Genomic DNA, 19,599 nt, shown 5'->3' with positions numbered 1-19,599 from the left:
TGATATGAGACGTTTGATCAGCATCACACTGGCTCTGCCCCTGCTCCTGAGTCTGACGGCCTGTTTCGGTCCCCCGGTGGACCCGGATACGGTTCAGGAGAGCATCCAGGTCATCGCCATGGACACCGCCATGGTCATCTCCACCTACGGAAAGCGGAGCACCGCCGCGGCCTACGCCTCGGAGGACCTGATCCGGGAGCTGGAGTCCCAGCTCTCCCGGACGGAGGAGGAGAGCGCCGTTTTCCGCCTCAACGGGACCGGAACGCTGGAACTGGGCGAAAAGGCAGAGGATCTGTTTCCTCTGCTGGAGGCGGCGGACAGGTACTGCCGGGAGACCGGAGGGGCCTTTGACATCACCGTGGCACCGGTGGTGGCCGCCTGGGGCTTTGCCGGCGGGGCGGAATACCGCGTTCCCGGTAAGGCGGAGCTTCAGAAGCTGCTGGAGCTGGTGGACGGAACCGCTGTGAAAGTGACAGACCGGACCGCCGCTCTGGCCCCGGGTCAATCCATCGACCTGGGCGGCATCGCCAAGGGCTACGCCGCCGACAGGCTGACGGACCTCTTCCGGGAGTACGAGATCCCCCGGGCCATGGCCACTCTGGGCGGCAACGTGCTGGTCTGGGGCAACCGGCCCGACGGCACCCCCTGGCGGGTGGGCGTTCAGGACCCGGCCCGGCCGCAGGAGCAGAATGCTTTTGTGGGGGTGCTGCTCCTGGAAAACGCCTTTGCCGTCACCTCCGGGGGCTACCAGCGGTATTTTGAGGAGAGCGGAAAAACCTATCACCACATCATTGACCCTGCCACCGGCTTTCCTGCCGACAGCGGCCTCACCTCCGTCACCGTAGTGGCAGACTGCGCTGGAGACAGCGACCTGCCCGGGACCATGTGCGACGCCTTCTCCACGGCCCTGTTTGTCATGGGAGAGGAGCGGGCCCTGGATTTCTGGCGCAACTGGGGTGGAAACCCCTTCGAGCTGGTCCTTGTGACGGAGGACGGCCGGGTGGCGGTCACCGGCGGACTTGCAGAGAAATTTGATTTTGACACGGAGAGCGGATATGTTCTGGAAGTCATCTCCTAAACTGCGGCCCAACGGCTGGGACGCTCTGGTAGTCCTGGCGGTAATTGCCCTGGCCGCCGGCAGCGCTCTGGCCGTCTGGAGGGGAGCCGGAACGGCGCGGGGGCCGGGAACGGTAATCGTCACCATCGACGGACGGGAGGCGGACCGCTTCCCCCTGTCAAATCTTCTGGAGGCCCCCAGGACATACTCCAACAACGGCTACACCCTGGAGCTGGTCTACGGCCTCCGGGGGATGGAGAATCCGCCGCCGGACCACCGGGAGCCCTTCGGGGAGGCCGGGGTCCGGGCGGCCTGGGCCGACTGCCCCACCCAGGACTGCGTCCGCACCGGGCTCATCACCCGGGGCGGGCAGAGCATCGTGTGTCTCCCGGCCCGGATCATTGTCCAGCTCACCGGGACAGGGGCGGAGGACGGCGGCGGCGTAGACGCCGTTCTGGGTTAGGAGGCGGCGGATGAAACTGACTGCAAAGCAGCTGACCGTGTGCGCCCTCCTGACGGCCATGGCCCTGGCCCTGAGCTACCTGGAAAATCTCTTCCCCCTGGCCCTGGCCATTCCCATCCCGGGAGTAAAGCTGGGCCTTGCCAACATCGTGACGGTATTTGCCCTGTACGCCCTGGGGCCCGCCCAGGCGCTGATGATTCTGACCGCCCGGTGCCTGCTGGGGGCCATGTTTGCGGGGAACATGAACGCGCTGCTGTTCTCCCTTTTGGGGGGCGTTGCCGCCATGCTGGTGATGACCGGCCTGGTCCGGCTGGGGAAACTCTCCGTCTATGGCGTATCCGTAGGCGGGGCGGCGGCCCACAACTGCGGCCAGACAGCCGCCGCGGTTCTGACCCTGGGCAGCGCCGCGCCGCTGTATTATCTGCCCGTTCTGCTGGCGGTATCCCTGGCCACGGGAGCGGTGACGGGTTTGGCGGCCGCATGTCTCTTCCAGGCCTTGGGACACACAAATCTGCACCATCTTATAAAGGAGTGACACCGTTGGACCGAAAACAGGTGAGCAAAAAGGATGAGATCATCCTCCAGCAGCTGGAGGTGATCCGCACCATGACGGAGAACAACCTCAACCGCACGGGCGCGGATTTCTGGGGAACCCCCGCCGCGCCCGGAGAGGCCCCGGCGGCGCCCCAGGCGGACCAGCCCAAAGCGGACCGGCCCGGGAACACGGCATCCTCCACCGGGAACGACGCCACGGAGCCCCCGGAGGCGGAGACGCCCCCGCCCCCGGAGAAGATCGAGGATCTCCAGGCGGAGCTGGAGGGCTACATCGGCCTTGCCCCGGTGAAAAAAGAGGTGAAGAACCTCATCAACATGGTGACGGTCCACAGGATGCGGAAAGAGCAGAACCTGCCCGCGGCGGACCTCTCGCTGCACATGGTGTTCTCCGGCAATCCCGGCACCGGCAAGACCACTGTCGCCCGGATCATGGCTCGAATCTACCACAGTCTTGGCATTTTATCCAAAGGGCATCTGGTGGAGGTGGACCGCAGCGGCCTGGTGGCGGGCTACGTGGGCCAGACGGCACTGAAGGCTAAAAAGGTGATCGACTCCGCCCTGGGCGGCGTGCTGTTCATCGATGAGGCCTACGCCCTCAACGGGGGCGCGGAGAACGACTTCGGCCAGGAGGCCATCGACACCATCCTCAAGGCCATGGAAGACCACCGGGACGATCTGGTGGTCATCGCGGCGGGGTACGATGACCTGATGGACCGGTTCATCCACTCCAACCCCGGTCTGGAGTCCCGGTTTAACCGCTTCCTCCACTTCGCGGATTACACCCCGGACGAGATGATGAAGATCTTCGAGATGCAGTGCAAAAAGGGCTGCTACACCCTGGAGGCAGAGGCGGCGGGACTGGTGCGGGGCTTTATCGAAGAGGAGAACACAGACCCCGCCTCCTTCGGCAACGCCCGGGGAGTGCGGAATATCTTCGAGCAGATTCTGGTAAACCAGGCCAACCGCCTGGCGGCTATGGAGCAGGTGACCCGGGAGGACCTGATGTCCATCACCCCCGCGGATGTGCAGGCGGCCCGGGGAATGGAGTCCGCCGCCCCCGTCCGCGAGTCCCCGGCGGAGTAAGCGAAACAGGGCCGTGCGCAAGCGCACGGCCCTGTTTTTACCAGAACAAGAGGGACTTCTCCTCCCTTTTGCTGTTTGTGCCGATCAATTCTCCCTTCGCCAAAACGCTGAACAGGCAGTCATCCATCATGGATAACTGCCTGGCAAACTGAAATTCGTTAAATCGCATCATGGGAAAGTACATCAAATTCCAGGGAAACACCCAGCTCCACAAATTCCGCCTCCAGGTCCAAGCCCATGTAATCGTCTTCCTCGCCGCCCCCGCCGCCAGTGAGGCGGAGAGAGAGAAGTATTTGGTAATATCGGGTGGTCTCCGGGCTGTCCAAGGGGAGCCATTCCGATACCCACTCCCTGCCGTTGTGGTGCTTATGCCGCAGCCGGCCCTCCTTGATGTGATATGCCTGGTACTTTTTGTCCCGGTAGACATAACCGTAGGACACGCTTCCCACATAATAATTCCCGGTGAGAAATCGGATGTCGGGGAAAGAATCCACCTCGGACATGAGGTCGCCGCTTTTGGGGTTCAGGCAGTGCCGCCAGATGATCTCCTCAGCCAGAGACAGCATTTCATCCCGGCGGGAAACCAGAGCCTGGTACCCCTCCTGGGCGAGGCGTTCATCCAGGTCAATGCGGGGCTTCATTTTATCCTCCCAGGAGATGTAGGTATTTTCGGTGTTTTCTTTCTCAAAAATGATCTGGTGCGGATGAACACCTGTCTTCCGCCGCTGAAGATGCTTAAAAAATCCATAGTAAAGCAGATTCCCTTTACAGTTCTCCGCTTCAAACTCCAATTTGCCTCCCTGAATTATATCACGGCCGGCTCCCGGCTTTAAGCTGCGATTTGTGTATCCGGTGCCGCTCAGATTGTGGGGCAAACCATATAAAGGACAAAATCTCCAGCGCCGCAGAAAGTTCTTGTATTATTTTCCAATGTGTGGTATGATGATTCCAGGAAAACTTGTGTAGTTACACCAACCAGCACCGTGAAAAACGAAAGAGAGGGAGCGTTATGGAAAACTTTTTCAAGCTGAGAGAAAACGGCACCACCGTACGCACAGAAATACTGGCCGGATTGACGACCTTTATGACCATGGCGTACATCATCGCGCTGAACCCCAACCTGCTGACCAACTTTGACGTAGGGTCCTCCCTGTGGAACGGCGTGTTCCTGGCCACCTGCATTGCCTCCGCCATCGCCATGTTCTGCATGGCCTTCCTGGCCAACAAGCCCTTTGCCCTGGCCCCCGGCATGGGCCTCAACAGCTTCTTTGCCGTGGTGGCCGCCAACATCGCCGGCCTCACCGGCATGAGCTATGTGGAGAGCTTCCAGGCCGCCCTGGTCATCATCCTCATTGAGGGCCTTGTATTCATCGTGCTGTCCGTGCTCAACATCCGCGAGAAAATCGTGGAGGCCATCCCCCTGGGGGTGCGCCTGGGCATCGCCCCCGCCATCGGCCTGATGCTGATGAACATCGGCCTTGGCTCCAACGCGGGCGTCTACTCCGAAACCGGCGGCCCCTTCTTCGTCATGCGGGACTTCTTCGGCGCCCTCACCCCCTCCTCCGCCCAGTCCACCATGGGCGGAGGCTACCCCCAGATGGTGCTCTATGTGGCCACCATGTTCATCGGCCTGTTCGTCATCGCGCTGCTGGCCAAGAAGGGCGTGAAGGGCGCGGTGCTCATCGGCATGCTGGCCGCCTCCGTCATCTACTGGATCGGCTCCTTCGTCTTCCTGTCCACCAACCCCTTCGGGGCCCTGTCCACCGCCAGCTGGCTGCCTCCCTTCGGCGACATGGCCTCCACCACCCTGTTTAAGTTCAACTTCCAGGGCTTCGTCCAGATTGGCTGGTTCACCGTCATCACCCTGGTCATCACCTTCTGCATGATCGACATGTTCGACACCATCGGCACCCTGGTGGGCACCGCCTCCCGGGCCGGCATGGTGGACAAGGACGGCACTATGCCCAACATGAAGGAGGCCCTGCTGGCCGACGCCATCGGCACCGTGGCCGGCGCCTGCACCGGCACCTCCACCGTCACCACCTTCGTGGAGTCCGCCTCCGGCGTGGAGGCCGGCGGCCGTACGGGCCTCACCGCCCTCACCACCGGCGTGCTGTTCCTGGCCTGCATCTTCATTGCCCCCATCGCCGCCGTCATTCCCGCCGCCGCCACCTCCGCCGCGCTGATCTACGTGGGCGTGCTGATGCTCATGGGCCTCAAGAACGTGGACTTCGACGACCTGGATCAGATGGTTCCTGTGGCACTGATGCTCATCGGCATGCCCGTCTCCGGCTCCATCGGCCACGCCATCGGCCTGGGGCTCATCTCCTTCACCATCATCAAGGTGTTCAGCGGCAGGGCCAAGGACGTGTCCGCCCTCACCTATGTCATCTCCGCCCTGTTCCTGGTGAAGTTCTTCCTGATCGTCTGACAGAAAACCAGATCTTCCCGGAATCGTAAAGGAGGGCCTCCGCACCGCGGAGGCCCTCCTTATTTTGCCTTGCCCGATCAGCCCATCATGGCCTCTTTCGCTTTTTCAATGTCCCCCTGATCCCGCATGGGAAACAGGATATTGGCGATAATGGCCACAATGCAGGTGGCGGTGACGGCGTCGTTGAAGATAAAGCGAATGAAGCCGGGGAGCTGAGCCACGGCCTCCGGGTGGGCGGGGACACCGATGCCGAAGACGAAGGTCAGTCCCATCACCAGGATATTCCGCTCACTGAAACCCGCCTTGGCGATCATCTTGATGCCGTTGATCAAAATCATGCCGAAGACGGTGATAATGGCGCCGCCCAGGACGGCGTTGGGGATGGCGGAGAAAATGGCTCCCAGCTTGGGGAAGAAGCCGGAGACCATCAGGATGAAGGCCCCGGTGGCAATGCACCAGCGGTTCACCACCCGCGTCATGGCCACGATGCCCGCGTTCTGGCCGAAGGCCGTGTTGGGCAGGGCGTTGAAGATGGCGGCGGTGGTGGAGCCCAGGGCGTCCGCCAGGATGGCGCCGGAGGTTTCCCGCTCCGTGGCCTCCCGGTCAAAGCCTGCCATGGTGATACCGGAGGTGTTGCCTATGGTCTCCAGGCCGGAGGTGACAAACAAAGCCGCGAAGCTCATAATGGCGGCGAGCTGGAAGGTCATCTTGAACTGCATGGGCAGGGGCAGGCCGAACCAAGCGGCCTCCGCAATGGGAGCGGCGTCCACCATGCCCAGGAACGCGGCCGCAACGTAGCCCGCCACCAAGCCAATCAGGATGGCGGCGTTTTTCGCCAGCCCCTTCCCAAAGCGCTGGAGGAGAATGACGATGACCAGCACAAAGGAGGCCACAGCCAGATTTTTCAGGGACCCGTAGTCCGCCGCTCCCGCGCCTCCGGCAAAGTAGTCTACGCCGATGCCCAGCAGGTTCACACCGATGGTCACCAGGGTACAGCCCACCACCAGCGGCGGGAAGAAGCGGCGGATGTACTTGTAAAAGAAGCCCATGAAGACCTCCACCAAACTCCCCGCCAGGCATCCGCCCAGCACAGCCCCTATGCCGCCCGCCGCGCCCACGGCGGAGGCGGTAGGCACAAAGGTGAAGGAGGTTCCCATGACGATGGGAAGCCGGGCCCCCACCTGATAGCGGCTTCCCAGCCGCAGGGGATAGAGCTGAATGAAGGTGGTGAGGCCGGAGACGAACATGGCGCACTGAACCATGGTCACCGTGTCCGCGCCGGAGAGTCCGCAGACCCCGGCGATGATGAGGATGGGGGCCAGGTTCGACGTGAACATGGCCAGGACGTGCTGGAGGCCCAGCGGGACCGCCGTGGAGAGGCTGGGACGGCCATCCAGCTCATAGACCATCTTCTGGTCCTGTTCACGGGTATTTTTTCGATCAGCGTACATGCTGTTTTCCTCCCGTAGCTCCGCGGGAGACTGCCCCGCGGAGTGATTTTTAAAATACACTCAGCGGTTCAAATACGCTTGGCAGCAGGTCTGGGCCTCCCGGACCGCCTGTTCCTCGTCGATGCCGGTGAGACGTCCTTCTCTCACCACGACTTTGCCGTTGACCACGGTATAGTCCACCGGCCCCTTGAATCCCACGGTGCCCAGCATGGATCTCACGTCCAGGTCCGCCCCCACCAGCTCCAGCCGGTCCCGGCGGATTAAGAACAGGTCGCCGGCCTTGCCGGGTTCCAGACAGCCGATATCCTCCCGTCCCAGCACACGGGCGCTGCCCCGGGTGGCGATTTTCAGCAGGTCGTACCCGCTGGGGGCCTTTTCGCTGGAGCGGAGCCGGTGGAGCAGGTAGGCCGCCCGCAGCTCCTCCAGGAGATTGGAGCCGTCGTTGCTGGCGCTGCCGTCCACCGCCAGGCCCACGGGCACTCCCAGGGACAGCATCTCCGGGATGCGGCACACACCGGAGGAAAGTTTCATGTTGGAGATGGGGCAGTGGGCCACGCCGGTGCCGGTGTCCGCCAGCAGCTTCAACTCCTCATCGTTGAAGTGGATTCCGTGGGCGTACCAGACGTCCGGGCCCACCCAGCCCAGGTCCTCCATATAGGCCAGGGGGCGTTTGCCGTACTTCTCCAGGACATAGTTCTCCTCATCCTTTGTCTCGCAGAGATGGGTGTGGAGCCGCACGCCCAGACTCCGGGCCAGCAGGGCGGACTGCCGCAGCAGCTCCGCCGAGACGCTGAACGGGGAGCAGGGGGCCAGGGCCACCATTCCCATGGAGTTAAAAGAGGGGTCGTGGTACTTCTCCACCGCCCGCTGGCAGTCCCGCAGGATCTCGTCCACCGTCTGGACCACGCTGTCCGGCGGCAGGCCGCCGTCCTTACGGCTCAGATCCATGCTCCCCCGGGAGGCGTACATCCGGACGCCCAGGTCCCTCGCGGCGGCGAACTGGCTGTCCAGCAGGGCGCCGGAATTCCCGCCGGGGAAGACGTAGTGGTGGTCGAATACGGTGGTGCAGCCGGTTTTCAGCAGCTCCCCCATGCCCACGACAGAGCTGTGGTAGATGGCCTCGCCGTCCAGGTTCTTCCAGATCTCGTAGAGGGCGGTCAGCCAGTCGAAGAGCTCCAGGTTCTGCACCTGGGGCAGATTGCGGCTGAAGGTCTGATAGAGGTGGTGGTGAGTGTTGATCAGACCGGGGTAGACGATGCACCGGCCGGCGTCCAGCACCTCGTCCGCCGTCTGGGGCTCGGGGCCCATGTAGGCGATGACGCCGTCCCGGATCAGGATGTTGGCATTTTCCAGCAGACTGTCCCTATCGTCGCAGGTGACGACGGCCCAGGCGTTTTGAATCAAAAGGCTGCTCATGCGTTACCTCCCAATGACGCGGTTTCCGCGTGAGATCATACGGGCGGTACAGGTGCATGAGCAGCCGCCCCGTGCGCACAGGGTGTCCGCTGATATTGGAGAGCCGCAGTCTTCCTTCGCCGGCAGGGTGGAAAACAAAACCGCCGAAACAAAAAGACCACAAGTTTCAGGGCCAAGCCCAAAAACTTGTAGTCAACTGTTACGGCAGTTGGTAGAAACGCTCATCCAATCATGAACTTATACAAGCCAGTATGTACGCTATATAGCATACGCAAAAAGGTTGACCTTGTCAAGCTTCCGCGTCAAAATTCCACAAAACAGCATATTTCAGATCGTAAAATTGTAAAAAATCCACAATTTTCATCCACAAAAATCTTGGCAGCCGCTGGACTGTGGCAAAATGTCACTATAAAGGACTGCTTTTTGCCGTTTTCCCTTCCCACGTCCCCATTTTTGTGGTAAACTGGTCTCAAAGCCGGAAAAAGGCCGCCATTTCCATAACAGCGGGCACAGCGGCATAATATCATGATAACAACAACTGATATAAAGGAGAATTTCCATGGGTAAGTACTTTGGGACAGACGGTTTCCGCGGCAAGGCGGGAGAGGGGCTCACCGCCTATCACGCCTATGAGATCGGGCGCTTTTTGGGCTGGTACTACGGCCGGGAGCGCCAGGCCCGGGTGGTGGTGGGCAAGGACACCCGCCGCTCCAGCTACATGCTGGAGTACGCCCTCAGCGCTGGCCTCACCGCCTCCGGGGCGGACGCGTATCTGCTCCACGTCACCACCACGCCCTCCGTCTCCTATGTGGCCCGGACGGAGGGGTTCGACTGCGGCGTGATGATCTCCGCCAGCCATAACCCCTATTACGACAACGGCATCAAGCTGCTGAACCGGGACGGGGAGAAGATGGACGAAGCGGTCCTGGTCCTGGCGGAGGCATACTTGGACGGCTGCCTGGAGGCGGACGGCCAGCACTTAAAGGAACTGCCCCAGGCAGCGGAGGACGGCATCGGCGCGGTGATCGACCACAGCGCCGGACGGAACCGGTACATCGGGTATCTGATCTCCCTGGCGGTGTACTCCTTCAAGGGCAAGAAAATTGCCCTTGACTGCGCCAACGGCAGCGCCTGGGCCATCGCCCCCAGCGTATTCCGGGCCCTGGGCGCGGACGTATACGTCCTCAACGACCACCCCGACGGGTTGAACATCAACCTGGACGCCGGGTCCACCCACATTGAGGGGCTGCAGAGGTATGTGACAGAGCACGGCATGGACGCGGGCTTCGCCTACGACGGTGACGCAGACCGGTGCCTCGCCGTGGACGAAACCGGCGCCCTGGTGGACGGAGACAAGATCATGTATATTTACGCCCGCTACATGAAGGAGCGGGGGAAGCTGGTAACCAACACGGTGGTGACTACGGTCATGAGCAACTTCGGGCTGTACAAGGCCCTGGAGGATGCGGGCATCAGCTATGCCAAGACCGCCGTGGGCGACAAGTACGTCTACGAGCATATGGTCCAGAACGGCAACCGCATCGGCGGCGAACAGTCCGGGCACATCATCTTCTCCAAATACGCCCGCACCGGCGACGGCATCCTCACCTCTTTAAAGCTGATGGAGGTCATGCTGGCCAAGAAACTGTCCCTGAGCCGCCTGGCGGAGCCGGTGACCATCTATCCCCAGGTGCTCATCAATATCCGGGTGAAGGACAAAACCGCCGCCCAGGAGGACCCGGCAGTGAAGGCCGCGGTTCAGGCCGCGGCGGAGGATCTGGGCGATACGGGCCGCATCCTGGTGCGGGAGTCCGGCACGGAGCCCCTGGTGCGGGTGATGGTGGAGGCCGAGACCCATGACCGGTGCCAGGAGCTGGCGGAGCGGGTGGTGAAGGTCATCCGGGCCCAGGGCCATGGGGCGGAGGGCTGATCCCCTCAGGGTCACAATCTGAACGCACCGCCGAACCCGTTTTGAGGAGACAACGGATATGAAAAAACTGTTTCAGGCAATCCGGCAGGGCGACGCCGCCGGGGTCCGGGAGCTGCTGGAGAAAAAACCGGATCTGATTGCCTGCACCGCAAAGCAGCCGCCCAAAAAGGACGACGGGCAGTCCCCCCTGCAGGTGGCGCTGAAGACAAATCACCTGGAGATTGCGGAATATCTGCTGGACCTGGGGTCGGATGTGAATTTCATGGAGGCGGAGGACTGCGCCAGCGGCTGGCGGGCCCCCGTCCTTCACGACGCCGTCAACGCCGCCGTCATGAACAGCCGGTGGAACGTAAACTCTCAAACCATGTATGGCGGGATCCAGGTCTTCCACACCCGGGAGGAGGCGGACCGGGCCTATCTCATCTTAAAACGAATGCTGGACCAGGGCGCGGACATCCACGGGGTGGACTCCTATGGAAATTCCTGTGTATGGCGGGTCTGCCTTCAGGCAAGGCAGGTCCTGCCCGCATACAATCACACCACCCGCACAGTGGAAACAGACCGCATCCTGACCCCCGAATTAAAAGAGGACCTGACGCGAATTTTCACCTTGCTCCGTGACCGCGGAATGGATTTAGACTATACAAAGCCCGGAGATTCCATAACAGTACGCGGCCTCTACAAAAACGAACCCATCGCGCAGTTCTTGATCTTGAACTAAACAGATCATTGGGAACGAAGCAAGTCTGCCAAAAGAAGCCCGCAGTAAAGAATTTCGCAACAAAAATGGTATGTGCGGGAAAAACCTCTGCGGTTTTTTCCGCACGATTTCAATCAACCCGCCCGCAGGCGGCCGATTTTGCCCATGGGCAAAATCGGATAGCTCCCCAAAAAGAGACACACCGGTATGGGTGTGCCTGATAAAGAATGACGCGCAAGACCCAAAAATATCAGGCAGTCACCGCAAAATGAAGCCAATGTGACACAAATTAACACCCGAGAGAAAGCACGATTGAAAGATCGTGCTTTTTCTTTTGCCCAAAAGGAGGCCCTGACCATGCCGGAAGTCATCTTGTCGGATTATTTCTACGGCGACGAATCGGAGGAATTTGTCTTTTTCAAAATTCCCCGCCAGTTGATCACAAACCCCAAATTCAAGCACGTCTCCACAGACGCCAAGCTGCTGTACGGGATGCTGCTGGACCGCATGAGTCTGTCCGCCAGGAACGGCTGGTACGACGATACCGGGCGGGTCTACATCTACTACTCCGTGGACGAAATCTGCGGGGACATGACCTGCGGGCGGGACAAGGCCATGAAGTTGCTGGCCGAACTGGACACAAAGAAGGGCATCGGCTTGATCGAGCGGATCAAGCAGGGCCAGGGGAAGCCCACAAAAATCTACGTCAAGCGGTTCACTACACGGACCGTTCCGCCCAAACCGGCCCCGTCTTCCCCAGAGCCTTTCGCGCCCATTTCACAGGTCGATTTTTCCAACATGCAGAAGTCGGAAATTCCGACTTCAAGAGGTCGAAAAAATCGACTTCCAGAAGTCGAAAAAACCGACCCTAATTATACTAAGAGAATCCAGACGGAGCTTATCCAGCCTGATCCATCCATCTCCCCCCAAAAGCCCCCGGCGGCGGGTTTGGAGATAGATCGATACGAGCGGAGAAAAGAACTGAAAGCGAATATTGATTACGAGCGTTTGCGAAGGGAGCATCCCTGCGATGACATAGACGACCTGCTGGAGCTGATGCTGGACGTGGTATGCAGCACTGCCCCTACCATACGGATCAGCGGCGGCGATATTCCCACGGAGGCGGTCAGGGACCGTTTTCTCCAGCTTGACAGTGAGCATATCCAGTATGTAATCGACGCGCTGAACCAGACCACCACAAAAATCAATAATATCCGGGCCTATCTGTTGACGGCGCTCTACAACGCGCCGGTGACGATAGGCCCTTACTATTCCGCCGCTGTGCGGCATGACTTCCGCTGAAATAAATCCCACCGTGATACACAATTCCGGAAGAAACAAATCCCACGGTGAGACGCAAATCAGCCGGAATCTTCAACTTTCTGTTAAGAATCAAATCTCACGGTGAGACGCGATTTTTAGCAAATATATTTCAAAACGGAGGTATTTATGGCAAACGAAAACAGCAGAGACCCCACGACCCCCAAGCCCCAGAGCATCCCCCTGGCGAAGATCCACGACCTGCCCGGCATCCCCCTTGTCAGGCAGCCGGACAAAAGCTACGGCGGCCTTGTCACCAGCATCCAGTCCGGCGGCGTAAAGGAGCCTGTGATTCTTCGGCTCCGGGAGGACGGCGAGTACCAGCTTGTGACCGGCTACCGGCGCAAGCGGGCCTGTGAGCTTATGAAGAAGCAGGAGATTCCCGCCTTGGTCTACGAAATGAACTTGCAGGAGGCCATCCGGTATCACGGGCTGGCGAACGGGAAGCCCACCCCGCCTGTCCCCGGTAAGCTGGTGGAGCCTGGGAGCAAGGATAAAAAGGAGGAAAAAGCCGACATCAAGGGACCTGGAAATCCGACCACCGGGGAACAGTCCAAGGAGGCCAAGCCCTCCGAGGGTGCCAAGAGTCCCGAGCCCGCCCAGGGCGAGAAGAAGGAGGCCCCGGCCCCCAAGGTTGAGGGCGAGCCCGCCGCCCCTGCCCCTGGCGACAAACCCAAGGAGGCCAAGCCCCCCGAGGCCCCCAAGGGTCCCGAACCGCCCACGGGTGAGAAGAAGGAGGCTCCGGCCCCCAAGGTGGAGGGCAAACCCGCCGCTTCCGTCACTGGTGAGAAGCCCAAGGAGGCCAAACCGCCCGAGGCTCCTAAGGCCCCCGAGCCGCCCACGGGTGAGAAGAAGGAGGCTCCGGCCCCCAAGAAGGAGGACAAGCCCGCCGCCCCCGCCCCTGGCGAAAGGCCCAAGGAGGCCAAGCCCCCCGAGGGCCCCAAGGGTCCCGAACCGCCCACAGGCGAGAAGAAGGAGGTTCCGGCCCCCAAAAAGGAGGACAAGCCCGCCGCCCCTGTCCCTGGTGAGAAGCCCAAGGAGGCCCCCGTAACCGGCCCCGCCGCCAAGGGTCCCGCCGGGACCGCCATTTCCCAGGTGCTTGATGAGCGCCTGACGCCTCCGGACGAGAAGGCCAAGCGGGATGTCCCCAGCCCCGAGGAGAGCGAAGCCTTCTTCATCCTCCTGCATCCCGCCTATCTGGAGAAGTCCAAGTACAACACCATTTCCGTGGACACCAGGAGCGAGGATTACCTGGAGCTGAAAAAGTCCATTGAGCTGAACGGCGTGAAGGACCCCGTCCTCGCCCGGATCGGGGACGAGGGCACCCTGGAAATCCTCTCCGGCCAGCGCCGCCACCTGATCGCCACGGAGTTGAACTATCCCGTCCCCACCATCATCCAGAAAATCTCTGACGCCGACGCGAAAATTCTGGTGGCGGACGGCAACCTCCACCGGCCCCATATCTCCATGTACGATCTCTCCCGCTCCCTGCGGATGAAAATGGAGGGCATGAAGCAGAAGGCGGGCCGGAAGAAGAAGGGGACATTCAAGGCGGAGGAGCTGGACAGCGATGAAAAGCTGGCCCAGGAGATGGGCATGAAGGTGAGCAAGCTCAACCGGATCATCCGTCTGTCCGAGGCCACCAAGGACGTGTGCGACCGGGTGGACGACAACTCCCTGCCCCTGTCTATCGCGTCCGCCATTTCGTTTTTGAAACCGGACAATCAGGATGAAGTCCTCCACCTGTCCGACCTGGGGTACAAGATCACCACCGAGCGGGTGGAGCGGATGAAGAAGGTAGACAAGGCCGGGAAGTTGGACGAACAGACCATGCGGGAGATTCTGGAGGACAAGGACCTTGCTCCCAAGCACACCGCGCCGCCCCCGGCACCCCAGCCGCCCGCGCCGCAGCCGCCTGCCCCGCCCAGCGGTCCTTCCGCTCCGCCGCCCATTCCGCCCTCCCCTGACGTAAAGCCGGGACAGACAGCGGGCACACCTCCCAGCACCCCCGAACCCGCCGCCCCCGCCGGACCCTCCGCACCGGAGAATCCGGCTCCGCCTCCCGGTCCCGCCGCCAATGTTCCCCCGGAGGAAAAGACGCCTTTCAAGGGTGAGCAAGAACGGCCCGAATACACCAAGGTCATCCTGGCTGGGGACCGCCTACGGAAGTATTTTCCCGATGTATCCATGACGCCCCGTGAGATCGAGGAAAGCGTCTATGACGCCCTGGAGGAACGCCGCCAGCGGCAGTTGAAGGCCCAGCAGAAGGACAGCATTTTCAAAAAGAGCGGTCCGAACCGATAACGGCATGGAGTTTTCCGCCAATATCGCCAACCTGGGCAAATACAACGCCGGGGTCCTCGCCGCCGCGTGGCTGTCCTTCCCCGCCACCACGGAACAGGTACAGTCCGTTCTGCGGGAGATCGGCGTGGACGGCCTGCGGTACGAGGAAGTCATCATCCTGGAATACTCCACCGGCGTCAAGGGCCTCGCCGGAAAGCTGGGAGAGTTTGTCCCCATTGACGAATTGAACTACCTCGCAAGCCGGATCGCAGAGCTGACGCCGGAGGAAACGGCGAAATTCACCGCCGCTTTCAGCCACGGAGAGTACGGGGACAATATGCAGGATTTGATCAACCTGACATACAATCTGGACTGTTACGACTTCCTCCCGGACGTGCGGACGGAGGAAGAATACGGGCGCTGGCTGGTGGACCACCGCCAGGAGTTCCGCTTGCCGGAGAAAGCCAAGCTCTACTTCGACTACGAATCCTACGGCGGGGACACCTGCATCAACGAGGGCGGGGACTTTTCGGAGCTTGGCTATATCTTCAACAACCGGACGGCGTTCCAGGCGGTCTACGACGGCCTGCACGTTCCGGAGAAATACAAGGTGTTCCGCTATCCCCTGCAAGCGAAGGTGAGGCCCGTCCGGTCCGGCAGGGGGCGGGACAGCCCCTCCCGCAAGCGCCCATGAGGGCGCTCTTTTCATGCCCACAAACAAGCGGGAGAAAAAGCCTTTTCACGCCGTTTCCTTCTCCGGGGGCAAAGACAGCACAGCCATGCTGCTGATGATGATCGAGCGCGGGATGCCCATTGACATGGTGCTGGCCGCCGACACTGGCATGGAGTTCCCGGAGATGTACCGCCATTGGGATCAGGTGGAGCAATACCTGTACCGCAAGCGGGGCTTGAAGCTGACGATCCTCCGGCACCCAAAGGGCTTTGAATGGCTGATGTTCGACCAGCCCAAAGAGAAGCAGTCCAGCATTGAACTGCGGAACAGGCTGGGCGTTCCCCTCTATGGGAACGGCTGGCCCGGAATGAAAGTCCGGTGGTGTACCGGCCAGCTCAAAACCCACCTGATCGGCAAGGAAGTTTCCCGGCTGAAAAAGGAGTATCAAATCCTGCATTACGTTGGCATCGCCGCTGACGAGCCGAAACGGATCAAGGGAGAGCAATATCCACTTGCAGAGTGGGGCGTCACCGAGGCCCAGGCATTGCAAATCTGCTATGACCGGGGCTTTGACTGGAGCGGACTGTATGAAATATATCGCCGCTGTTCCTGCTGGTGCTGTCCCTTGCAGCGCATTGACGAACTGCGGAAGCTGCGCCGCCATCATCCCCAGCTCTGGGCAAAGCTGCTGGAATTGGACGAAAAGGCATTGACTCAATTCGGGCACAACGCCCTGGGACAATTCAAGAAAAATTGGACGGTAGCCGCTCTGGAGGAACGGTTTGCCGCTGAGGACTGCGAACTGTCCCCGTTTGATAGCTATGGAAAGACACTGAATTTCAAAAAAGGAGCTGATTATTTGAACGTTTTGGTAGTGGAACCCGGAATGGTCCCCTACGAGAAAGAGATCGACGGCCTCAAGGATATGCAGGCCATTGTCGGCGGTCGGATCACCGCCATATATCCCTTTGAGGATAAAGCGGCCCTTGTCAGCAATGATGAAGCCCTTCTCCGCCGCATGGAGTTCAACCGCAGCATAGAGGGCGGGTACGGCGGCATCTGCGGCCCGTTCTTCGTCTGCGGGCTGGGCGAGGAGGACTTCTGTTCCCTTACCCCGGAGCAGATGGATTTTTACAAAAAGAAGTACCATCACGCGGAAATCCTGGTGGGATTCCGTGGAGAGGAGCCCGTTACGCTGAAAGCGGAGCCCCGCAAGCCGCCCGGCCAGGAGCCGCCCCAGCGTCCGCCCAAGACCCGGTGAGCTATGTCCCCGGTAACAGATGAACGGTTGACGGTGCTGACGGACCGGCTGGAAAACGGCGTCAAGAGGCTGTACGCCAGCGGGCGCTACGCGGAGTACATCACCGCCATGTCCAAATTCCACAATTACAGTTTCGGAAACGCGCTTCTGATCCTGCTGCAATGCCCCACCGCCACCAGTGTAGCCGGGTACAACGACTGGAAGAAGAAATTCGGACGGCAGGTCAAACGGCACGAGAAGGGCATCCAGATTCTTGCCCCTTGTCATTTCACATACCTCGTGGAGTACGAGAAGAAGGACCCGAATACCGGACGGACGCTATACGGGCCAGACGGTAAGCCGTTGACGGAGAAACGGCGGGAGAACGCCACCCGTTTCCGGGTTGCCACCGTGTTTGACGTGAGCCAGACGGAGGGCCGGGAGCTGCCCAGCCTCGTCTCCGAGTTGAGCGGGGAGGTTCCAGACTTTGAGAATGTATACGCCCGCCTTGCCGCCCTGTGCCCTCTTCCCGTGGAGCTGGGACCAGTCCCCGGAACAGCCAAGGGCTACGCCAGCTTTGCGGAAAATCGGGTGGTGGTCCGCTCCGGCATGAGCCAGGTACAGACCATCAAGACGCTGATCCATGAGACCGCCCACGCCAAGCTCCATCCCCCGGATTTTCTGTCGGATAGCCCCAAGCCAAGGCAGGAAAAGGAGGTGGAGGCGGAGAGCGTGGCCTATGTCGTCTGCCAGCACTTCGGCATCGACACTTCGGACTACTCCATGGGTTATGTGGCCGGGTGGAGCCGCGGGAAGGAGTTGGCAGAGCTGAAAGCCTCTTTGAACGTGATCCACTCCACCGCCGGGGAGATCATCAACGCCATCCAGCCGCCTCCGCCGGAGCTGACCAGGGACGAGCCGTCCCAGGAGCGCGGGCGGAAAACCGACCTTCGAAAATCCAGGAAAAGGAAGTGATAGATTGAACGATTACGAGGAACGCAAGCAGGCCCGGATCGACCGCCTCCATGAAAAAGCAGAGAAGGCCCGCGCTGAAAGCCATTCCTTATTCAAGCAGTCCACCGATATGGCCTCCGCTATTCCCGCAGGACAGCCCGTCCACGGTCCTGCTGACCGGCGCTACCGGGAAAAGATCGGCAGGAAGATGGACCAGTCCATTGCCGCCTTGGAAAAGGCAGACTACTACGAACGCAAGGCACAGGCGGCGGAGAACAACACCGCCATTTCCTCCGACGACCCGGAGGCCCTCGCCAAGCTGAAGGAGAAGCTGGAAGATTTGCAAATCTCCCAGACCCGTATGAAGCAGATCAACGCCTACTACAAGAAAAACGGCACTTGCCGGGGCTTTCACGGCCTTTCCGACGAGCTGGCAGACAAGCTGGAAGCGGATATACAGTACCACCCCTGGGACAAGCGGCCCTTCGCCGCCTACGCTCTGTCCAATAACAACCAGAATATCAACGCTGTCAAAAAACGCATTGCGCGACTTACCGAGGCAAAGGAGGTCGGCTACCAGGGCTGGGAGTTTGACGGCGGCAAGGTGGTTGCCAACGAGGATATGAACCGACTGCAAATTTTTTTTGACGCCATCCCCGATGAAGAAGTCCGCAAGGAGCTGAAAGGTTGGAGCTTCAAGTGGGCCCGGAGCGTGGGCGCGTGGCAGCGGCAGTTGACCAGCAACGCCATCTACGCCGCAAGCCGTATCCCGGCTATCCGTCCCTCCGACGGCTCCGATCCCGTCAAAATCCAGCCCAAGCGGAAGCCGAGAACCGGCCCGCAGCGATAAGGAGGAAATCGAAATGGAGAACCCCAACACCATCCCGGAGCGCATGAGGGAGATCGAGATTTTCGGCGTCCCCGCTCTGTTCACCAGCAAGGCCATCCCCCCGGAGGCCGTCTACCCCGGCATGTTCCGCTACGAGCTGCAAACCGGGAGCGGCCAGCGCCCCCACTGTCTGGCCGAGGGGCCGGGCGGCAAGTTCCTGGGCACCGTCCTGACCCCGGTCCCCGTCCCCATGGAGGGCCAGCGGGAGATCGGGCCGGGAGAGCTGATCCTGGACACCGGGAGCGGGTACTACACCCCCTCCGAGTTTGAGGAAAAGTATCTGTCTCCGGACTACGACCCCGCCACGCAGAAGGAACGGTATGGAAAAGAAGGCTGATATTATCCCGTTCCTGGAGAGCATCGTGAAGGAAAACACCCGGAGCTATCAGTCGGATTTTGCCTATGATGAAAAGCGCCTGCAAGCGGCTATGCTGGAAATGTACCAGGAGGACCGGACGTTTCTCTGGATGAGCCGCCCCTGCGGAACGCATTGTGTTCTGGAACGGGAGGTTTTCTTGCGGGAGACCGGGGCGCATAGTATCTGGACGCATTACGACTATGACATTGAGCATATCAGGGCGTTCCGCGTCATCGTGGCTCCTGGGCGGCCCGGCGCTTTTGTGCTGGGCAAGCTCCAGCCCTTGAACTACGGAGAACAGGTCCAGCGCGTTAAGCGAGATGCACTCCATGTTGAGACCGTGGAAATGACCTTTGAGGACGGAGAAGCCTGTACCATGACCTTTGAGGAATACCGCAGGCAGGTCCGTGCTTTGACCCACTATCACGGAAAAATTCAACAGATGCGCTATAAGCCGGAGGACGAGGCGAAACTGTCCTGCATCCTCCAGGCGGAGCGTACTTTTTTCGCCGAAAAGAAACGGGCCCGCCGTCCCCGGAAGCCGCAGACCCGGTAGCCCACCCCGCACAGCGCCGCTTGCGGCGCTGTCCTGGCAAGTATGTCATTTGTTAAACAAATGACCCTTGTTAGGGGCTGACGCCCCTTATACCCCAACGAAAAATGCGTCTCACGGTGAGACGCGAGACGAGGCGGCGGAAAACAACGCCGCCCACTCAAAATAAATCCCACCGTGGGCAATGCCATTAAGTTAACCAATAAATTCCAAAAGAAAGAAAAAAAGCCCTTGACAAAGGCA

The 19,599-nt window shown here is 60.5% G+C and carries 18 protein-coding genes and 1 riboswitch; of the genes, 15 read left to right on the top strand and 3 right to left on the bottom strand.

Annotated elements, in window-relative coordinates; genetic code table 11:
- The first annotated feature begins 4 nt into the window (after window positions 1–4).
- From QZ326_RS01865 to QZ326_RS01850, 4 genes are read left to right on the top strand one after another with little or no spacing between them, the layout of a single operon-like run.
- The gene (locus QZ326_RS01865) at window positions 5–1,078 is read left to right on the top strand and encodes an FAD:protein FMN transferase (RefSeq protein ID WP_295740636.1); all 1,074 of its coding nucleotides are present in this window, start codon (window positions 5–7) and stop codon (window positions 1,076–1,078) included.
- Window positions 1,056–1,520, top strand: a complete 465-nt coding sequence (locus tag QZ326_RS01860) for a NusG domain II-containing protein (protein WP_295740634.1) — start codon at window positions 1,056–1,058, stop codon at window positions 1,518–1,520. Before QZ326_RS01865 ends, QZ326_RS01860 begins: the two co-directional genes overlap by 23 nt.
- A gap of 10 nt (window positions 1,521–1,530) precedes the next feature.
- Window positions 1,531–2,055: a Gx transporter family protein gene (locus QZ326_RS01855; RefSeq protein WP_295740632.1), complete on the top strand. Its 525-nt coding sequence runs from the start codon at window positions 1,531–1,533 to the stop codon at window positions 2,053–2,055.
- 5 nt (window positions 2,056–2,060) lie between these two features.
- Complete coding sequence (locus QZ326_RS01850) at window positions 2,061–3,158, top strand: AAA family ATPase (protein WP_295740630.1); 1,098 nt, start codon at window positions 2,061–2,063, stop codon at window positions 3,156–3,158.
- 158 nt (window positions 3,159–3,316) lie between these two features.
- Here QZ326_RS01850 and QZ326_RS01845 read toward each other — a convergent pair whose 3' ends face one another.
- A complete protein-coding gene (locus QZ326_RS01845; protein ID WP_295740628.1) occupies window positions 3,317–3,799 on the bottom strand; it encodes a hypothetical protein in 483 nt (160 codons plus the stop codon).
- 368 nt (window positions 3,800–4,167) lie between these two features.
- Between QZ326_RS01845 and QZ326_RS01840 the strand changes: the two genes are divergently transcribed.
- Window positions 4,168–5,589, top strand: a complete 1,422-nt coding sequence (locus QZ326_RS01840; protein ID WP_295740626.1) for an NCS2 family permease — start codon at window positions 4,168–4,170, stop codon at window positions 5,587–5,589.
- Window positions 5,590–5,666: 77 nt separating this feature from the next.
- Here the strand turns inward: QZ326_RS01840 and QZ326_RS01835 are convergent, their stop codons facing one another.
- Both QZ326_RS01835 and QZ326_RS01830 read right to left on the bottom strand, forming a co-directional pair.
- Window positions 5,667–7,040 (bottom strand): uracil-xanthine permease family protein, encoded by a 1,374-nt coding sequence (locus QZ326_RS01835; protein ID WP_295740624.1) that lies wholly within the window; start codon window positions 7,038–7,040, stop codon window positions 5,667–5,669.
- A 60-nt stretch (window positions 7,041–7,100) separates the two neighbouring features.
- Window positions 7,101–8,456 (bottom strand): 8-oxoguanine deaminase, encoded by a 1,356-nt coding sequence (locus tag QZ326_RS01830; RefSeq protein WP_295740622.1) that lies wholly within the window; start codon window positions 8,454–8,456, stop codon window positions 7,101–7,103.
- A 169-nt stretch (window positions 8,457–8,625) separates the two neighbouring features.
- Window positions 8,626–8,721, bottom strand: a riboswitch (purine riboswitch).
- A 294-nt stretch (window positions 8,722–9,015) separates the two neighbouring features.
- Here QZ326_RS01830 and glmM point away from each other — a divergent pair.
- The 10 genes from glmM to QZ326_RS01780 all read left to right on the top strand — a co-directional run bounded on the left by glmM (window position 9,016) and on the right by QZ326_RS01780 (window position 19,359).
- Window positions 9,016–10,386, top strand: a complete 1,371-nt coding sequence (glmM, locus tag QZ326_RS01825) for a phosphoglucosamine mutase (protein WP_295740620.1) — start codon at window positions 9,016–9,018, stop codon at window positions 10,384–10,386.
- Window positions 10,387–10,444: 58 nt separating this feature from the next.
- On the top strand, window positions 10,445–11,107 hold the full coding sequence (locus QZ326_RS01820; protein ID WP_295740618.1) for an ankyrin repeat domain-containing protein: 663 nt from the start codon (window positions 10,445–10,447) through the stop codon (window positions 11,105–11,107).
- 336 nt (window positions 11,108–11,443) lie between these two features.
- Entirely contained in the window at window positions 11,444–12,388 is a 945-nt protein-coding gene (locus QZ326_RS01815; RefSeq protein WP_295740616.1) for a DUF6017 domain-containing protein, read from the top strand.
- A gap of 147 nt (window positions 12,389–12,535) precedes the next feature.
- Complete coding sequence (locus QZ326_RS01810) at window positions 12,536–14,710, top strand: ParB N-terminal domain-containing protein (RefSeq protein WP_295740614.1); 2,175 nt, start codon at window positions 12,536–12,538, stop codon at window positions 14,708–14,710.
- 4 nt (window positions 14,711–14,714) lie between these two features.
- The gene (locus QZ326_RS01805) at window positions 14,715–15,383 is read left to right on the top strand and encodes an antirestriction protein ArdA (protein ID WP_295740612.1); all 669 of its coding nucleotides are present in this window, start codon (window positions 14,715–14,717) and stop codon (window positions 15,381–15,383) included.
- Window positions 15,384–15,396: 13 nt separating this feature from the next.
- Window positions 15,397–16,623, top strand: a complete 1,227-nt coding sequence (locus tag QZ326_RS01800) for a DUF3846 domain-containing protein (RefSeq protein WP_295740610.1) — start codon at window positions 15,397–15,399, stop codon at window positions 16,621–16,623.
- 3 nt (window positions 16,624–16,626) lie between these two features.
- Complete coding sequence (locus tag QZ326_RS01795; protein WP_295740608.1) at window positions 16,627–17,577, top strand: ArdC family protein; 951 nt, start codon at window positions 16,627–16,629, stop codon at window positions 17,575–17,577.
- A gap of 4 nt (window positions 17,578–17,581) precedes the next feature.
- Window positions 17,582–18,406, top strand: a complete 825-nt coding sequence (locus QZ326_RS01790; protein WP_295740606.1) for a DUF3560 domain-containing protein — start codon at window positions 17,582–17,584, stop codon at window positions 18,404–18,406.
- 13 nt (window positions 18,407–18,419) lie between these two features.
- Complete coding sequence (locus QZ326_RS01785) at window positions 18,420–18,782, top strand: LPD28 domain-containing protein (protein WP_295740604.1); 363 nt, start codon at window positions 18,420–18,422, stop codon at window positions 18,780–18,782.
- A complete protein-coding gene (locus tag QZ326_RS01780) occupies window positions 18,766–19,359 on the top strand; it encodes a hypothetical protein (RefSeq protein WP_295740602.1) in 594 nt (197 codons plus the stop codon). Before QZ326_RS01785 ends, QZ326_RS01780 begins: the two co-directional genes overlap by 17 nt.
- The last annotated feature ends 240 nt before the right edge of the window (window positions 19,360–19,599 follow it).

It is taken from the genome of uncultured Oscillibacter sp. (assembly GCF_910587525.1).
GTDB lineage: Bacteria > Bacillota > Clostridia > Oscillospirales > Oscillospiraceae > Oscillibacter.
This window is presented reverse-complemented; position numbering and strand designations above follow the sequence as displayed.